The organism is Sphingobacterium suaedae, assembly GCF_042684625.1.
GTDB classification, from domain to species: Bacteria; Bacteroidota; Bacteroidia; order Sphingobacteriales; family Sphingobacteriaceae; genus Sphingobacterium; species Sphingobacterium suaedae.
Map to the genome: position 1 here is coordinate 1,320,923 of NZ_JBHULR010000003.1, position 16,652 is coordinate 1,337,574.

Genomic DNA, 16,652 nt, shown 5'->3' on the forward strand with positions numbered 1-16,652 from the left:
TAGAGTGAAAAAGAGTTGATCAACAGTATAATGAATTAAAATTGAAACAGCGCCAAAACGACATGCTGCTTTTGCTGAGGGAGGACCAATGAAATATGGAATAACAGTATCCAATTTTTTGCGTTGTTTCATTGAAAAACAAATGTACAAAATATATCGGAACCCTATTTGAAAAACGGTGTATTTTATACATCTTCGCCCCACGAATAACTTTCGATTTGAAAATCACACAGCGAAAGCACACGATCAATAACGGTCGCCGCTAATGCCTCAAAGGTTTTCGGCAAACTATAAAAAGAAGGGCTCGCTGGGCAAATAATCCCCCCAGTCTGGGTTACAATACTCATATTCTGCAAATGTATCGCATTCAGTGGGGTCTCCCGCGTAAGCAAGATCAATTTTCGGCGTTCCTTGAGAATGACATCCGCAGCCCTAGTGGTCAAATCAGATGATACACCGTGTGCTATCCGTGCGAGCGTGCCCATTGAACACGGACAGATGATCATCGCTCCATAATGGGCTGATCCAGAAGCAAATGGCGCCATAAAATCATTCTTGTTATAAAACTTAAATGGATACTGGTTATAATCGTCCGTGCCCAGCTCAAATTTCCATACATCCTTTGCATTATCGGACATCACAACGCCTACGTCCGCAATTTGGTCGTGCAAGGAAGTCAATTTATCCAGTAGAACTTTGGCATAAATAGCTCCACTAGCTCCTGTAATAGCGACAATAACTTTCTTCTTTTGCTCCATACTTTCCGTACAAAACTACAAAAAAAGGGTCGAATATAACTATTCGACCCTACATCTACCTATGAAAAACATGCCCTTGGGGAGGGCATTACAAAAGTACTTCATAGTATATGATTCACAAACCTTTGGCGATTGTTTTTTAATGCTTGTAGAGCATCTGCTACAACGTATAGCAAAATTCTCAAAAACAGAAGTATAATTTACAAATCCATCGATAATCACCTCGTTTGGATACACATTTCGCAACAACTGAATCCCAAAATATATCCGTGATCGTAACAAAGCATGTGCTGGGATTGGCTGCCGTTCATGAACAGATTGTTATACACAGTTTAAATATTATTCACATTTCGGGATATTTTGGTATTTTTTTATTTAATTCGTAAGCGTCAACACATCATATACATGAGCTTACATACGTTAGAAGAATATATAGAGACTGGAAACCACCACGACTTGGAAGTCCTGCTTCGCACGCAGCCTGAGTTACTTCGAGAAAAAACCAGCCATGACATTTCGCCGTTGTTATTGGCCTGTTATTATCACAAAGATCAAGTAGTAAAAACCATTCTAAACCATCTGACGACGATAACCATACATGAGGCATGTGCTATCGGACTCGACCCCCAAGTCGAGATGATGGTAAAACAGAAGCCCGATGTAATCGACGAACTATCGACGCATGGTTTCACACCGTTGGGAATAGCTACCCATTTCGGGCAAGAATCCGTTGTCCGGACTTTGCTCGCCAAAAGGGCTGATCCCAACGTATGTTCACAAAATGGATACCATGTTTACCCCCTGCATACTGCTGTTACTGGTAGATACGATCAAATCAGTAAAATGCTCGTGGAAGCTGGAGCGGAAGTAAATGTTGTTCAAAACGCACAGATCACCCCATTGCATATCGCTGCCCAACAAGGTAACATAGACATGATCATTTTATTATTGGAAAATGGAGCCAATATCGCTTTGAAAACAGACCAAGGTCTGACCGCCTCCGACCTAGCGCTGGAAAAAGGCTTTCGCGAAATTGCCGAAATTTTACGCACTAGTTAACCCCGAAGTAAGAATGCTCCTCCAAGGGCACATTGCAAACATTTTTTTGCATCACAATAATTTTCTTTCAATTCGAGTAATCCCTGCGAATCGAGCGCGTGGACAGGCACCACGTTTAGTCTCCTAAACTGCCTGACGACTGAATTTTCTTCCGGTTGCAAACACTCAAGCCAATCGAGTGCTCGTTGTTTAAACCGCTCTAGACCCGTTATTTTGCCATATGCAAAAAGAACAGGAATGAAGCTGTTCAATACGAGACGTTCCATAAAACGGCTCGAAAGCTTCGTTCGATGCCGTGTCGTTTTTTTGTGGAAGGTAAAGTGCGTCTCCCAAAACGCACTAGTTCGTATAGTTGCCAAGGAAGACATAAATGCGAATACATCCGAAGCCGCCAATAGCCTTTCAAACAACTGATCTTGTTGCACGAGCATCGCTAATTGTGCCAAACGAAATGTCGGAAAATTAAACGGCCGCATACGCAGAAATTTCCAGGAAAGAACCGAAATTTCTGAAAGTTGATGGATTTTCCGCAAGTAACTATACGCTGTGAAAAGCATTTTCATATGACCCTCAGGAGCAGAACAGGATAAAAAACCAGCTTGACCGAATACGATAGCTTCTAGTTTTATCGGATCATGACGATACTTATATAACAAGGAAAAATCCAAGACCTTCCCTAATTCTTCAAATGCGTCGGCATTAACTTTCATCCCAAAGCTCCGGATCAAACGCAAAAATAAAATTCGCTCCCAATTTCCATGTTCAACAACATACATACGCTGCAGCTGTCGATATCTATTTTCCAGTCTTGTAACCCCCATACGTTGCAAAACTCCTGCTTTCAGTACCTCCGATAAGCTAGACAGCTGCTTCTCGCACGGAATCCAATCCCGATTATTTTGAACTCTACGATATCGTTCTAAAAAATTTTCGTCAATCAGATTGTTCAGAGATAAGCTCGGGATCCGGGTTCCGTCTTGGCGATAAATAGACGTCGGATTCAGGTACACAACATGCAACACAACATTATTATAGCGCGCGTCTCTGTCGTGCCGATGTCTTTTCCAATCATTTCCGTCCACGTGAATTTCTACGTGACCATACCAACGCGTAAATCCAATCTCAATTTCACAAAACAAAAAATCTGGTCCTGCGTTGTTATTTCGATAGCCCACGTGTACAATTCTTATTTTCTCATCATCTGTGCTATAAAGATTTAATTGGTTAAAAAGCCTAAATTGCCAGACGAATTGAAGAATTTCTTCTGCAACCATATATTAAATATACAAAACATAATTTTAATTTTAAAATAATAAATATTCCATAAATACTTAAAATAGATTATGAGTAAGTTCGTTAAAAAATTTATAGCATCGAAGCACATCCAGTTGGACAAAATTCCGACCGATATATCCGCCGATATTACACCCGAGTTCGCAAAAATAGAGTTGAAGAAACTTCGAAAAAAATTGGCAAAACTTCAAGATGTGATGTATGCCCACAACAAGTACAATGTACTCATTTGTTTTCAGGGAATGGATACCGCTGGAAAAGACAGTTTAATTCGCGAGCTATTTGAGGAATTCAATGCGCGGGGAGTAGAAGTAAAAAGTTTCAAAACGCCGACATCGCTCGAGCTTCAACACGACTATTTATGGCGGCATTACGTGAACCTACCCCCTAAAGGAAAATTTGGTGTGTTTAATCGAACACACTACGAAAATGTACTGGTAACACGCGTACATCCAGCATACCTACTCAACGAACATATCCCAGGGATTGACTCCGTTGACGACGTTCCCGAAAATTTCTGGACACAGCGCTTCCAACAGATTATCAACTTTGAACGACACCTTACGGATAACAATATGATCGTCTTCAAGTTCTATTTACATCTGAGCAAAGAAGAACAAAAAAACAGATTGCTCCGCCGTCTAGAAAAGGGTGATCATAATTGGAAATTTTCTCCCGGAGATTTAGCCGAACGTAAACTTTGGGATAGGTATATGGATTGTTATCAAGAGGCGATACAAGAAACTTCCAAAGCCAACGCACCTTGGTATATCATCCCGGCAGATAACAAAGAAGTTTCCCGCTATCTAGTAGCGCAGATTCTATGGGATGTATTAGTCCAATACACCGACATACAATATCCGACATTACCAGAAGAGGTCCAAGAACAACTTAATCATTACAAACGCGAGTTAGAAAAAGACTAAGAATAAGCTTTGCTTATGTTCGATAGCAATTCGAACATAAGCTGCTCCATCTGGTCCTAAAACAAACCAACGCTCGCGCCACCATCCAATGGAATGACCGTTCCCGTCAAAAAGGCAGCAGACTCCGAGGCCAGGAACGATGCCAGATATCCATACTCAGCAGGATCCCCCAATCGCTGTATCGGTATCATCGATATCCGCTCTTCCCTGACTTCCTTCAGGGAGACGCCTCTAGCTTCTGCCTGAAGCTTCATCAGACTATTTAACCGATCCGTATCAAAAAATCCTGTCAAAATAGAATTCACCGTAATACCGAAAGGTGCGACCTCGGAAGCCAACGATTTACTCCAACTCACCAGCGCCGTTCGCATTGTATTAGATAACACGAGCGTTTCGCTAGGTTCCTTTACCGTCATGGACGAAACGTTAATGACGCGACCAAATCCCCGTTTTTGCATCGCAGGAATAGCCAATTGCGTGGTGTAAACCGCATTCTGAAACAACAATTCGAAAGCCTGCTGAAAGTCTGCTTCTCCTTTTGCAAACACCCCTCCAGCCATAGGCCCATTCGTATTATTTACCAATATATCGATGCTCGTCTGCGCAAAAAGATCTGCCAGCTTTCTTTTATGATCGTTATACCTGTTAAAATCAGTTACAATAAAACGATGCTGCTGTCCATTTGAAGTCGCAAGTTCATCGCAGCTCTGACGAAGCTTCTCCTCATTTCGGGCCATTAAAATAACCGTTGCCCCGTTTGCTGCCAGTTCATGTGCAATAGCCTTACCGATCCCCGAACTGCTCCCGCCCACAAGGGCCGTCTTTCCAATTAATGAAATATTCATGTCGCTTTGTTTATTGTGCAATCAAAACAGGAATTTTAACCGCATGTCTTAATTTATTAACTGTTTCACCGAATACAATATCTTTTAATCCGTTATGCCCATGACTACCCACAATAAGCAAATCGGCGCTATATTTTCCGCACATGGTACGAATCGCTTTAATCCGATTATTGTAACCCAATTCGAATAATACATCATATCCTTTCTCTTTCAGGAATTTGGCATATTGTTCCACCCGAGCGAGGTCTTTCCGTGTTTCGTAATCGTCGCTTTGCCCTCCGGTGTATTTTACACTCGCACTTTCGACGATATGTATAAGAATGAGCCTAGAAATAGCTGGATTATATTGCAGCACTTGACTGATGACCTTCTCGTCTGACTTGGAGAAATCCAGCGCCAATAAGATCGTGCGAAAGGATGAGGCCTGTTTAAATTCCAGGTCATCAAACGAGATATGAATATCCGACCGTGATGGTTTCCGTTTTAATATCCACGGATAAACAATCGTCATAATTAGTAGTACGAACAAACCTAACGCGCCCGCAACAATGCATGCTTGAAGACCCACGTTGTCAATTTCGGATAGCCAGTCTGTTACCTCTTCATACACCAACTGAAAATTTAGAAACGCAATAACGACCGCAATAAGCCAACTAAAAAATTTAATTTTTGCACCGATGACAAAAGCCCCCATTTTCTCCTTGTCACTGACAAAGTGAATCAACGGTATCACTGCAAAAGCAAGTTGCATACTGAGCAATACCTGCGAAAAGATCAACATTTGGCCCACTTTCTCATCGCCAAATACAATAATAACGATCACAGCAGGTACAATCGCCAAAAGCCGTGTAAGCATCCGGCGTAAGAGCGGACTGATACGGAGCTGAAGATAACCTTCCATCACAATTTGTCCGGCAAGTGTCCCCGTGATCGTCGAACTTTGACCTGCCAGGATCAATGCAATAGCAAACAGTTTTGGAGCCCATTCTGTGCCTAAAGTTGTCCCCAATAAGTGGTAAGCATCTTGAAGTTCAGCCACATTATGCATTCCATTTTTATGAAAAACCGAGGCCGCTAATATCAAGATCGCCGCGTTAACAAAAAAGGCGATATTGAGCGCTATTGCACTATCAAAAAAATTGTACTTCAGTGCCTTTCGTATACCATGTTCATCGCGGTCAATCTTACGCGTCTGTACCAATGCAGAGTGCAGATACAAATTATGCGGCATCACCGTAGCACCAATGATCCCAATTGCGATATATAAGGCCGCACTATTTGGCAGTGACGGCACAAAGCCTGTAACCACCTCTTCTAGTTCAGGTTGTGCAAAAAACATCTCTGCCAAAAAACACATGCCGATCAACGAAATCAGCCCGACGATAAACAGTTCCAGTTTTCTCATGCCTAACCTCTGCAAATACAAAAGCAAAAATGTATCGGCAAAGCTGATCAACACGCCCCACAGAATATCGATACCAAACAGTAAGTTCAATCCGATTGCCATTCCTAAAACCTCTGCGAGATCACACGCCGCGATAGCCAGTTCAGCCAGTACATAGAGCACAAAATTCATGCGTTTCGGATAGATCTCTCGATTACATTGTGCGAGATCTTTGCCACGTACGATTCCTAAACGTGTGCAAAGGCTTTGTAACAACAGCGCCATCACATTACTCATCAACAGCACCCACAAAAGCGCATAACCAAATTGGCTTCCGCCTGCCAAATCCGTTGCCCAATTGCCCGGATCCATATAACCCACACTGATCAAATATGCGGGGCCAAAAAAGCTAATGACACGTTTAAACTTTGACTTTCCCCCATGTATGGGTACACTTTCGTGCACGTCATCCAACGACTTATGGGGATGGTGATCTTTCATGGGGGTTAAATTACTAATCTTCTACATAATGTTTGAAAATTACTTGCTATTTAATTTTTACGTCATCAAAACGCCATCAGATATTAAGGAATTGTCCAACAGACTTAAGATACTCTTTTGGTAAAAAACAAAAAAAAGCGAGATGGAATCTCGCTTTTTACGATTAGTAGCCTGGATTTTGTTTCAGTTTGGTATTCCGGTTAATTTCATCCCGATGTATCACCGTGAAATACATCTTATCGTTCCACGAACGATTTTCAATCCCGGGATTCAATGTACCGACCGTGTAGGTATAGTCGTAATTCTGCGTGCTGTAGCTGTACCGTTTGACCTGTTTTCCCGCCTTCAGTTTACCTTCAACCCGGATCAGCGTTGCTTTACGTCCCAGGGTTTCGGAAGCAATCATCCAACGTCTAGTGTCGAAATACCGATGTTCCTCATACGCCAGTTCGATTCGCCGCTCGTTGCGGTACCGTTGTCTCAATGCTTCGCCCGAATCGTTAATGGCAGGCATACCAGCGCGAAACCGAATACGGTTTAACCAGGTCTTAGCCTCCATTTCCTCGCCCAATTCAATACAAGCTTCTACATAATTCAATACTGCTTCTGTATACCGGAGTAAAGGCCATGGAATACTTTGACGCGTATTTTGATCAATAATAGCCGGGTCAGAGTCGACAAACTTTCGATAATAGTAGCCGGTATACGACCCATTCCAGTCTTCAACAGGACCATTACGTGTGTCTAGACCATGATTCACCACTTTTTTTCCATCTTTGTCGATAATCTCGTACTGTCCAGTCTGTATTTGATTAACCGGGTCCTGATCTTTCACATCATCAGTTCTTGGTTTCCAGTCTGACCCATCGTGTAAAATGGTGGCGTAAAAACGTGGATCCCTATTTTCATAAGGAGCAGCCTTGTGTACAGGATTACTCCAGTCGAACCGGCTCCCGTTTCTCATTTCATAATCATCGACCAACAATTGGAGTGGTGTGTTGCCCGACCAGTTGTGATAACCATTGGGTCCGTTGTCCCGACCTACCCAGCCGCCACGTTCGTCCTTCAGATCGATAAAAAAACGTCCTAAAATCAAATCCATTTTTCCGTTGGCATCGACCATTTTGCTTCCACCAGCCATTGCTATAGCCATATAGTTTGCTCTTCCGGCGGCGGCGCTTACGGAATCGGTCAAGTCAAGTTTATATCGGTATTCTGTATGATCCAACACTTGTTTACTCGCAGCTTTGGCCTTTTGCCATCGCTCAGCACGATTTCCCGAAACATACCCAATGTATTCCGGATTTTCATACCCAGCGATGGTTGGCGACTTCGCTTTCGCGGTCGGACCATCATATAGGTCACTGGCTGCGTATGTTAATACGCGCGCTTTCAACGCCAACGCCGCCACCTTGTTTGCCCGCCCGTCTACCTTTGCCACACCATCCAACAAAAGTGCCGCCGAATCACAATCATCAACGATAAAATCTACACACTCGGCATACGTATTACGTTCGTGAGTATAATCGGTATCTTCCAGATTATAAACAAAGTCGATCAAGGGCACTCCTCCGTAAGTACGCAAAAGTTGTTGGTAGTAGTAGGCCCGTAAAAAATAAGCTTCTCCAAGCAGTTCACCAGCCTTTTTCGTATCTTCAAACTGCGGATTACGCAGATTCGATATAGCGATATTAGTCGCGCGGATACGTGTATACATGTTACCATACGAATAAGTATCCATCACGTAACCTGGATCAGCATCATTGGTACGCGATTCCGTTACCGTATTAATTCCCCTATTCGGGTGTGTAAACAGGGCTTCATCGGTCAGCGAAGCCATTTGTTGTTCATAGAATCCACCAACACCAAAGCCGTTATAAATTTCGAAAACAAAGGACTGTGCAAGAGCCACATCCTGCCACGCTTCTTCTTTAGGCACTTCGTGCAACGGTTTTGTACTCACAAAGTCGTCGTTACAGGATACCATGCCAAAGCCTGCTACCAAGGCGTATACTGTATATTTTAAATTTTTCATACGTTCAATTCTGTTAAAAGGAAACCATAACCCCTGCGTTTACCAATCTAGCCTGCGGGTAGTATTGCCCCAGCTGATTGGTCGACTCTGGGTCATATACTTTAACCTTGCTCCAGGTCAATAAATTCAATCCACTTAAATAAATGCGCACATTATTCATCTTTATTTTGTCCAAAATGTCCTGTGGCAAGTTGTATCCTAGCTCCACGTTCTTCAAACGAATATAGTTTGTACTCCGTAGCCAATAGGTGTTGTTATTAGAATAATATTGATCGCTCCGGTCCGTAATACGAGGATACTTGTCACTTGGGTTATCCACTGTCCAACGGTTTTCATAAAAATCCAAAAGGTAGTTTCCGATCGCGCCGGATTCATCAGTACCCACACGCAGTTCGCCACCCGTGGCACCTTGGAAGAGGATACTCAGGTCGAAGTTCTTGTACGTTAACCCTAAGTTTATTCCACCTTGAAATGTTGGGTCTGTGTTTTTATTGCGACGTACACGGTCATCTGACGTGATCTTTCCATCCTTATTATAATCTAAGTACCGCATATCGCCTGGACGGAGATCACCCTTTATGGCCGAATAATCCAAGGGCTCTGCATCAATGGCCGCCTGATCCTTAAATACACCATCATAGATATAGTAAAGTCCCGCATTAATTGCCCTGCCCGTGCTCTGTTGCCATTCCGGAGCACCAGGAGCCTCATCCCAAAAAACGATCTTGTTTTTGGCGTAGCCACCGTTCACGGATACACGATATCCTACTTCACCGATTTTGTCTTGCCACCCAACATTAAACTCCCAACCCGAGTTGTCCACTTTACCGATATTTTCGGCAGGCAACGTCATTCCTGTACTTTGGGGTACCGATGCATTCCTACGCCATAAAATACTTTCTCGACTATTCTTAAATAGATCGATTTCTGCGTTCATCTTTCCACTAAAAAACTGAAAGTCAAATCCGATGTTATAATTATTGGCAACCTCCCACGTTACGAAATTATTAGGCACACGCGTTTCGTACAAAGATTTTACAACATCGTTATTAATGATATACGTTCCGTACCCATACGTGGAAAAATATTGATATTCTTGCAACGCTCCATCGTAGTAAATGTTATCATTTCCCATCTGTCCATACGAACCACGAATCTTGAAATAGTTGATAAACGGCACATTATCTTTCCAATAATCTTCTTCAGAAACCATATAACCGAGCATTACCCCCGGGAAAAAACCATATCTGGAATTTTCTGGAAACATATAAGACCCGTCGTAGCGCCACAGAAATTCCGCCATATACTTGTTTTTGAAATTATAACCTACACGCCCAAAATAATTCAGACGGGCACGCTCCCACGCACTGCCATTGGCATCTTTCTCTTTATCGCCTCCGGCAAACAGATAGTCGTTATTCGTCGAAATAAAATACCGTCTAAACGCACTAAAATTGTCGTTTCGTATCGTTTCTCTGTTGACACCGGCCAATAAATTGAGCGTGTGATCTCCAAAGGATTTATCGTAGCTCAGCACTCCACCCAATAAAACATTTAACTGATCTTCATCTCCTTGGGTCAATCTTGGGTCGGCTGGCCCCCGGATTCCCTTCGTCAATTTAGGTGTCACTCCATCTGCCTCATAAGCATTATTTTGCCACGTATAGAGATACCATGGAATTTCCCACCGTTTTGTTTTCTTAATATACTTATCCACCGACGCCGTTAAAGATAACTTGAGGCCCTCTATCCACGGGTTCGTAATATCAACCTGTCCATTGGTTTGCAGGTAATAACGCTTATCTCGGTCGTAACCCGTTTGATCCGTAGTTATAACCACGGGATTTTCTCCGTACTCGATATCTGGGCCAGGCATACCATTGGGCCAAAAGGCTGGCATTGTCGGATTTCCCCGCATCAGCATCCTAAAAATGGTTCCTGCACTTTTTGTCGGAAAATTGCGATTCTCCTGCCGTCCTAAGACTCCGAATTGTGTTTTTACATAAGGGTTTATGTTTGCATCTAGGTTAATACGGAAATCATACTGACTGTAACCTGTTGCAGATTTTTTATAGTAACCGTCTTGATCTTGGTATCCGATAGACAATAAATAACGCATATCCTCCGTTCCACCATCGATCTGCACATTATGTTTTTGTTGCGGCGACCAGCTTTTTAACGTAGCGTCATACCAATCGGTATTGGGATGTCCCCAAGGATCGTTACCGTTTGCAAAAAGTTCTTTATCTTCTGGTGTAAATGGAGCTGCTAGCGTGGTACCATCTTTTTTTAAGTAGCTGCCCGTGGTATTAAACGCTTCTAAAGCGGCAGCCCACTCATCGGTTCCCAATTTATAGATCTCAAGCTCGTTACGCATATCCGCATACTGCACGGCATCAGCCAATTTTGGAATGACAGTAGGTTGCGAAACACCATAATTGTAATTATACGACAATTGCGGCTTACCCGTTTTTCCTCGTTTGGTTGTTACTAAAATGACTCCGTTTGCCGCACGAGCACCATAAATAGCAGCAGATGCATCTTTCAATACCGAAATATTTTCGATATCCGCCGGATTCAACCGCTCGAAACCGCCTTGCCGCGCCGGTATACCATCGATCACAATCAACGGACCGGTATCGCCGAGCGAATTTGTTCCACGTATCTTAATGGTCGACCCATCGTAACCCGGTTCCGCACTACCATTCGTTGCTATAACCCCAGGCACACGACCTGCAATAGAGTTGGAAACATTGAGCGCTGGCGACTTTTGTAGCTCTGTCCCTTTCACCGCAACAACCGATCCGGTAACATTTTCCCGCTTTTGGGTGCCGTAACCAACGACGACCACTTCGTCAATATTTGCATTAGTTTCTGTCAGGGAAATGCCAATATTTGTCCGCCCTGCTACCTGCTCGGTTACCGATTGCATCCCGACCATTGCAAATTGCAACTGTCCATTGCTTGGCACACCTTCCAGTTGGTAGTTGCCGGTGGCATCGGTCGTTGTTGCTAAGCTTGTGCCAACGACGGATACAGTGACACCCGCAATTCCATCTCCGGTTTCTTGGTTTTTAACGACACCTTTTACCGTAATTTTTTCTTGCGAAAAAGGTTTTAGCACGTAGGAGTCCGGAATCGCCGCCTTACTGTAGCTACCCGACATGGCATGATTACAACAAGCCAAAACCGTACTTCCTACCCACAAAAACTTCCGCAGTCCTTGTTTGTACTTTCGATTGATTAGCATAAGTGTGAGTTTAATGATTAGATAATTATTGCATGTTTACAATTTTGTCTACATAGAGATTGTCGTTACGCGAGCCATACCTCTGCTGTTCCACTTTTCGGAGTTCAAACGCAGATAAAAAATTAAGTACACGCATTCGCATCATTTTACATGTACCCTCCGGTATCCGAAAAAAAGGCATAGAAATCCCCCATCCGAATGATATTACTATGGATGACGATGTACACGATAGAAAAAGAAGCTTGTCCTTAGGTCAGGCCTCTAGTTGTCAGAAATAAAATAAAACAATGGTTCATACAATGTGATGTTTACAGTTGATTATATAGTAGCTTATAGTTGATATACTAAAATAGTAATTAAAACAAAAAGAAGAGAAACATGCGCTTCTCTTCTTTATACAAACCTGAAAATGAGCTATTTATTTTTTCTTCGGGTAACCTTCTGCATCTAAATCATCTCGATAGTCTTCCATGCTTTCAGAAAGTCGTTCATCGTAACCAGAAACTTTAAGATTCTTTTCGTCCGTTATATGCATATGTGCATTTTCTAGATCTTCGGCCTTCAGTTCGTCTTGCTCCGCATATTCGTCGCCCACAAAAGGGTTAGCTTCATCATACGTAGAATCATCGTCGGTTGCCCCTTCACTTACAGTCGGGTAATCGGCAGGATGCTCATAATCGGGATCGTCATCATCCACATCAAATTCAAACGATCTATTTTCCTCATCAAACGAAAGATCGCCTGGAGTATGGTCGTTATTCAAGTCGTCTTCATCTATTTTTTCTGGTAACATATGTCCTCCTTTTTACCTATAGAACGCACGATCAAGTATCTGGTTTTGTTAAAATGAGATAACGCTCTTTTAAAATTGTTCCATTTTTTGTAACTTTAATATTGATTATAAACTTCTACTATTATGCACACGAAAACAGAATACCTTATTTGGGATAAGATAGTCAATAGTGCTAAAACAAGAATTGATCTGAACAGCTATGGGGAGAGAGCTAGCAAGATTGATGCAGAAATTGTCGATAAATTTATTTTACATATCATCGCGGCTTTTGCTTCGGGAGAAGACCATTGTAGCATATCCACCAATCTACATAATGAATTGCATCACATCGGCATAGATGTCCACGAAGAAGTTATTGACAATATTATCGCCGACAAACATGTCGTTTTCAGTGCCGAAATCTACGCAGCATACCTCACATTTTCTATGCTGGAAGATGGACATACAGAGCAAGAGGTCCTAGGCTACGTGTGCGACCTTTTGGATAGCCCAAAGGTTCACTAGCCATTGTTAAAATACGTATACAGTTGATCTGAACCCACGCGTATGTTTTGTTGCGCAGGATGTTGGATCCGTGGAGCTGTCTTTCCGTCTCCCCACGTCTTCTCCGACTCAAAAACCCGTGCTTCGTCCCAAACGTTCGCGTCAAGAAATTGTTGTATCGTGTTGGCACCACCCTCAACAAGCAGGGATTGTACGTCCATCAAGTAAAGCTGGTAGAGGATATTTTGTATCAAGTACAGATCGAAGTTTTCCAAGGCGATTAATTTTTTATGGCTTTGCCAATCGGTCTTTAATGCATTGAACACAATAGTTTCCGCATCGTCGTTCAAGAGAGCCGCCGTATCCGGTACTGCCAATGCTTTATCGATGAGTATCCGCTTTGGGTTTTTGCCTGTCCACAAACGGGTCGTTAGTGCCGGATTGTCGATAAGTGCGGTTGCTGTACCGACTAATATGGCATCCTCCTCACCACGCCACTTGTGCACCAGTTGTGTACTCGCTTTATTACTGATCCATTGTTGCGTATTATCGGCAGCACCGAAATAGCCATCCGCTGTTTGCGCCCATTTAAGTATGACGTAAGGACGCTGTTCTTTAATCCGTGTAAAAAAGCGTCTATTCACGAATTTACATTCACCTTCCAATACACCGATCCGGGTATCAATACCCGCGTCTTTCAATTTCTGCCAACCTAAACCATTGACTTTTGCAAAAGGATCCAAGCAACCGATAACGACCTCTTTAAATTGAAGAGCGATCAACATTTCTGCGCACGGAGGTGTCTTGCCATAATGCGCACAAGGCTCCAAACTGACATATATGGTTGCATTTTTGAAAAGGCGCTTGGCCGCTTCTTCCCCAAAACTTGCCACGGCATTTGTTACGGCATTAACTTCAGCATGTGGCCCGCCGTAAGGAGACGTATACCCCTCACCAAGGATGGTGCCATTATGAACGATTACAGCGCCGACCATCGGGTTAGGGCTTACCGTACTGGCCCCTAAAATCGCTAGATCCAAGCATCGGCGCATATATTTTTCGTCTTGTCGCATTGTGCAAACTTAATATTAATTACGAGAAAGTTTTTCAGGCTTTCGTAAGTTTGTCATATGGAAACTTACAAGACGTTGACAGAAACTTATCAGACCGTACTTTCTGAGCTTTATCCTCCTGAGGAGGTGAAACAACTTTTTCTCCTCGCATATGAAGCAATTACGCAAAAAAAAAGTGTAGAACTCGCGTTAGTGAAGTTAGATACGGTGCCTTCGGAGCAAGAAGAATGTTTTCGTCATGTCTTAGCGCAACTCCGAGCTGGACATCCTATACAATATATTTTAGGCGAAGCCGAGTTTTACGGACTCCGTCTTATTGTCAATAAACATACTCTTATTCCCAGACCTGAAACGGAAGAACTGGTAGCCTGGATACTCCGCGATTATTCGGACGCCCCCCCGCGTTCAATCCTCGACATAGGCACCGGATCCGGATGTATTGCTACAGCGCTAAAGAAAGGATTGCCTTCCGCTGACATCAGCGCCATGGATATTTCTGCTGAAGCGATTCATGTGGCCCAAAAGAACGCTAATAATATGGACGTTTCTATTCGCTTTCTCGTAGCGGACATTCTCGAATGGGAATATGTGTTCGCGAGTAACGAACATTTCGACATCATTGTTAGTAACCCTCCCTATATTACCCCTAAGGAACAGGAAATGATGCATCAAAATGTACTTTTGCATGAACCTCATACTGCTCTTTTTGTCGAAGAGCATGCTCCACTGCTCTTTTACGACACCATTGCAGACTTCGGCAAAAAGCATCTCGCTCCGCATGGAACTCTGTATTTCGAGATCAATCAATATCTTGGTCAAGAGACGGTGGATATGCTTTTCAAAAAAGGCTACCGAACCGTAAAACTACAATCAGACATGCATGGAGCAGATCGCATGATCCGCGCATCCTTATAAAATTGATATTTTTTTTTACTGGAAAACAGCAATTTAAAACAAATAAGCAAAAAATAACCCGCTCATATTTGGCATAAGTAAACAATTTTTATACCTTTGCAACACTTCAAACAACGAAGGCAACTTCGAAAAATAAAGAAGTAAGATTCCGTAGCTCAGCTGGTAGAGCAATACACTTTTAATGTATGGGTCCTGGGTTCGAATCCCAGCGGGATCACGTCTTGGGACAAATCTAAAAACGATAGATTTGTCCCATTTTTTTACCTTGTAACTTACTGTTATTCTGATAGATAAGAGCAATCGCAGAATTTAGTCTCGGAGTTCGATGTTGTGTTCCGTCAAATTCCAAAAAATCGGGGAACATCGAACTCACTATAATCCTTTTTTCCTCAATATCGCCGTTTTCATAGCGTCTATCAATGTCTGCGACCTTTTTCAAGGTAGATGCTACCAAGTCTTTTATCTCACTTCCTACCACAGCCAAATCATTCAATTCTCTCTCCAATTTTTCGATTTTGCCTTTGGTCAATTTCTTTACTTCTTGGAAATCATCGTCTGCCATTTCCCCACCGGTATTTTTCAATAGCGCATTTTGATAGCGTTTGTTCAACGCATCAATCTCACTTATAATATTTACTCTCCCTCTCCACAGAAGTTGTTCAGAACTATAGGCATGTTATTCCATTATAGTTATTACATGCAAAGAAGACCATTTAATTCTGATAGGTTTTCCGAACCCCCAATTGCCATTTCAGACCCTACCGAGAACGCTCAATTTTCTAATTTAGCAGGAAAGGCAATTGCAGACTATCTTTCCAAAAAAATCGATAATTCATTGTTAATTATGAATCCGCAATGCGGATTTTTTCAGGTAAGAAGTGCCCAACGCCATTAAAGCGTATCAAAAACGTGATCCGAAAAACCCAAAATAGCAAAACGCGCAGAACACAAGCGCAACACAAGGAGGAAACAACTTCAACACAAGAACAATACTGTCTAAGCACTGTCTAAACCCTGTCTAAGAACAAGAAAAACACAAGAAAAGCACAAGACTGACACAAGAAAAACAGTCTTTTTTTCAGGACAAGCAGTTGTTAACCACACGACGTCTACCTGCCGCTTCCTCAACTTTCCGGATCAATCCGCTGCCTTCCAAGCACCAAAAAAAACAGCGCAAAAAAAAACAGCGCCAAGACGGCGCCTTCCGTTACAATCGCACCGCATCATCTTCCGTATTTTTTCGAAAATCACCGGATTCGTTCGAATCCTTTCGCACAACCACCGCACCCTTGTTTTTTCGGATCTTACGAAGCAATTTTGATCTGTCCATGCAGCAT

13 protein-coding genes and 1 tRNA gene are annotated in these 16,652 nt (G+C 42.7%); 5 read left to right on the forward strand and 9 right to left on the reverse strand.

All coding sequences use genetic code 11. From position 1 onward, the window contains the following. Window positions 1-185 precede the first annotated feature (185 nt). Window positions 186-758: a UbiX family flavin prenyltransferase gene (locus tag ACFSR5_RS09315; protein WP_380902985.1), complete on the reverse strand. Its 573-nt coding sequence runs from the start codon at window positions 756-758 to the stop codon at window positions 186-188. A gap of 405 nt (window positions 759-1,163) precedes the next feature. On the opposite strand from ACFSR5_RS09315, the gene ACFSR5_RS09320 reads away from it, so the two are divergent. Then, a complete protein-coding gene (locus tag ACFSR5_RS09320) occupies window positions 1,164-1,817 on the forward strand; it encodes an ankyrin repeat domain-containing protein (protein ID WP_380902987.1) in 654 nt (217 codons plus the stop codon). On the opposite strand, the gene ACFSR5_RS09325 is transcribed toward ACFSR5_RS09320, so the two are convergent. Beyond that, entirely contained in the window at window positions 1,814-3,091 is a 1,278-nt protein-coding gene (locus ACFSR5_RS09325; RefSeq protein ID WP_380902989.1) for a DUF2851 family protein, read from the reverse strand. The two genes, ACFSR5_RS09320 and ACFSR5_RS09325, sit on opposite strands and share 4 nt — an antisense overlap. Before the next feature lie 69 nt (window positions 3,092-3,160). Here ACFSR5_RS09325 and ACFSR5_RS09330 point away from each other — a divergent pair, with 69 nt between their 5' ends. After that, window positions 3,161-4,036 (forward strand): PPK2 family polyphosphate kinase, encoded by an 876-nt coding sequence (locus ACFSR5_RS09330; protein WP_380902991.1) that lies wholly within the window; start codon window positions 3,161-3,163, stop codon window positions 4,034-4,036. A 56-nt stretch (window positions 4,037-4,092) separates the two neighbouring features. Here ACFSR5_RS09330 and ACFSR5_RS09335 read toward each other — a convergent pair whose 3' ends face one another. The 5 genes from ACFSR5_RS09335 to ACFSR5_RS09355 form a co-directional block, all read right to left on the reverse strand. Continuing rightward, window positions 4,093-4,881, reverse strand: coding sequence for an SDR family oxidoreductase (locus ACFSR5_RS09335; protein WP_380902993.1), 789 nt, complete (start codon window positions 4,879-4,881; stop codon window positions 4,093-4,095). 10 nt (window positions 4,882-4,891) lie between these two features. Further along, on the reverse strand, window positions 4,892-6,766 hold the full coding sequence (locus ACFSR5_RS09340) for an Nramp family divalent metal transporter (protein WP_380902995.1): 1,875 nt from the start codon (window positions 6,764-6,766) through the stop codon (window positions 4,892-4,894). 163 nt (window positions 6,767-6,929) lie between these two features. Next, window positions 6,930-8,801, reverse strand: coding sequence for a RagB/SusD family nutrient uptake outer membrane protein (locus ACFSR5_RS09345; RefSeq protein WP_380902997.1), 1,872 nt, complete (start codon window positions 8,799-8,801; stop codon window positions 6,930-6,932). Between the two features lie 13 nt (window positions 8,802-8,814). Continuing rightward, a complete protein-coding gene (locus ACFSR5_RS09350) occupies window positions 8,815-12,051 on the reverse strand; it encodes a SusC/RagA family TonB-linked outer membrane protein (RefSeq protein WP_380902999.1) in 3,237 nt (1,078 codons plus the stop codon). Between the two features lie 418 nt (window positions 12,052-12,469). Beyond that, a complete protein-coding gene (locus tag ACFSR5_RS09355) occupies window positions 12,470-12,844 on the reverse strand; it encodes a hypothetical protein (RefSeq protein ID WP_380903001.1) in 375 nt (124 codons plus the stop codon). 123 nt (window positions 12,845-12,967) lie between these two features. Between ACFSR5_RS09355 and ACFSR5_RS09360 the strand changes: the two genes are divergently transcribed. Continuing rightward, the gene (locus tag ACFSR5_RS09360) at window positions 12,968-13,348 is read left to right on the forward strand and encodes a hypothetical protein (RefSeq protein WP_380903003.1); all 381 of its coding nucleotides are present in this window, start codon (window positions 12,968-12,970) and stop codon (window positions 13,346-13,348) included. Here the strand turns inward: ACFSR5_RS09360 and ribD are convergent. Beyond that, entirely contained in the window at window positions 13,345-14,400 is a 1,056-nt protein-coding gene (ribD, locus tag ACFSR5_RS09365) for a bifunctional diaminohydroxyphosphoribosylaminopyrimidine deaminase/5-amino-6-(5-phosphoribosylamino)uracil reductase RibD (RefSeq protein ID WP_380903005.1), read from the reverse strand. The genes ACFSR5_RS09360 and ribD overlap by 4 nt on opposite strands. A 57-nt stretch (window positions 14,401-14,457) precedes the next feature. Between ribD and prmC the strand changes: the two genes are divergently transcribed. Together prmC and ACFSR5_RS09375 are read left to right on the forward strand one after the other, a co-directional pair. Next, window positions 14,458-15,315, forward strand: coding sequence for a peptide chain release factor N(5)-glutamine methyltransferase (prmC, locus tag ACFSR5_RS09370; RefSeq protein ID WP_380903007.1), 858 nt, complete (start codon window positions 14,458-14,460; stop codon window positions 15,313-15,315). Window positions 15,316-15,459: 144 nt separating this feature from the next. Further along, window positions 15,460-15,532 (forward strand) — tRNA-Lys (locus tag ACFSR5_RS09375). A gap of 15 nt (window positions 15,533-15,547) precedes the next feature. Here the strand turns inward: ACFSR5_RS09375 and ACFSR5_RS09380 are convergent. Then, window positions 15,548-15,925, reverse strand: a complete 378-nt coding sequence (locus ACFSR5_RS09380; RefSeq protein ID WP_380903009.1) for a hypothetical protein — start codon at window positions 15,923-15,925, stop codon at window positions 15,548-15,550. Window positions 15,926-16,652 lie beyond the last annotated feature (727 nt).

What these genes read in the sequence shown, in the direction of transcription:
- ACFSR5_RS09315 (WP_380902985.1), bottom strand. Translation starts at nt 758, where the DNA reads ATGGAGCAAAAGAAGAAAGTTATTGTCGCTATTACAGGAGCTAGTGGA.
- ACFSR5_RS09320 (WP_380902987.1), top strand. Translation starts at nt 1,164, where the DNA reads ATGAGCTTACATACGTTAGAAGAATATATAGAGACTGGAAACCACCAC.
- ACFSR5_RS09325 (WP_380902989.1), bottom strand. Translation starts at nt 3,091, where the DNA reads ATGGTTGCAGAAGAAATTCTTCAATTCGTCTGGCAATTTAGGCTTTTT.
- ACFSR5_RS09330 (WP_380902991.1), top strand. Translation starts at nt 3,161, where the DNA reads ATGAGTAAGTTCGTTAAAAAATTTATAGCATCGAAGCACATCCAGTTG.
- ACFSR5_RS09335 (WP_380902993.1), bottom strand. Translation starts at nt 4,881, where the DNA reads ATGAATATTTCATTAATTGGAAAGACGGCCCTTGTGGGCGGGAGCAGT.
- ACFSR5_RS09340 (WP_380902995.1), bottom strand. Translation starts at nt 6,766, where the DNA reads ATGAAAGATCACCATCCCCATAAGTCGTTGGATGACGTGCACGAAAGT.
- ACFSR5_RS09345 (WP_380902997.1), bottom strand. Translation starts at nt 8,801, where the DNA reads ATGAAAAATTTAAAATATACAGTATACGCCTTGGTAGCAGGCTTTGGC.
- ACFSR5_RS09350 (WP_380902999.1), bottom strand. Translation starts at nt 12,051, where the DNA reads ATGCTAATCAATCGAAAGTACAAACAAGGACTGCGGAAGTTTTTGTGG.
- ACFSR5_RS09355 (WP_380903001.1), bottom strand. Translation starts at nt 12,844, where the DNA reads ATGTTACCAGAAAAAATAGATGAAGACGACTTGAATAACGACCATACT.
- ACFSR5_RS09360 (WP_380903003.1), top strand. Translation starts at nt 12,968, where the DNA reads ATGCACACGAAAACAGAATACCTTATTTGGGATAAGATAGTCAATAGT.
- ribD (WP_380903005.1), bottom strand. Translation starts at nt 14,400, where the DNA reads ATGCGACAAGACGAAAAATATATGCGCCGATGCTTGGATCTAGCGATT.
- prmC (WP_380903007.1), top strand. Translation starts at nt 14,458, where the DNA reads ATGGAAACTTACAAGACGTTGACAGAAACTTATCAGACCGTACTTTCT.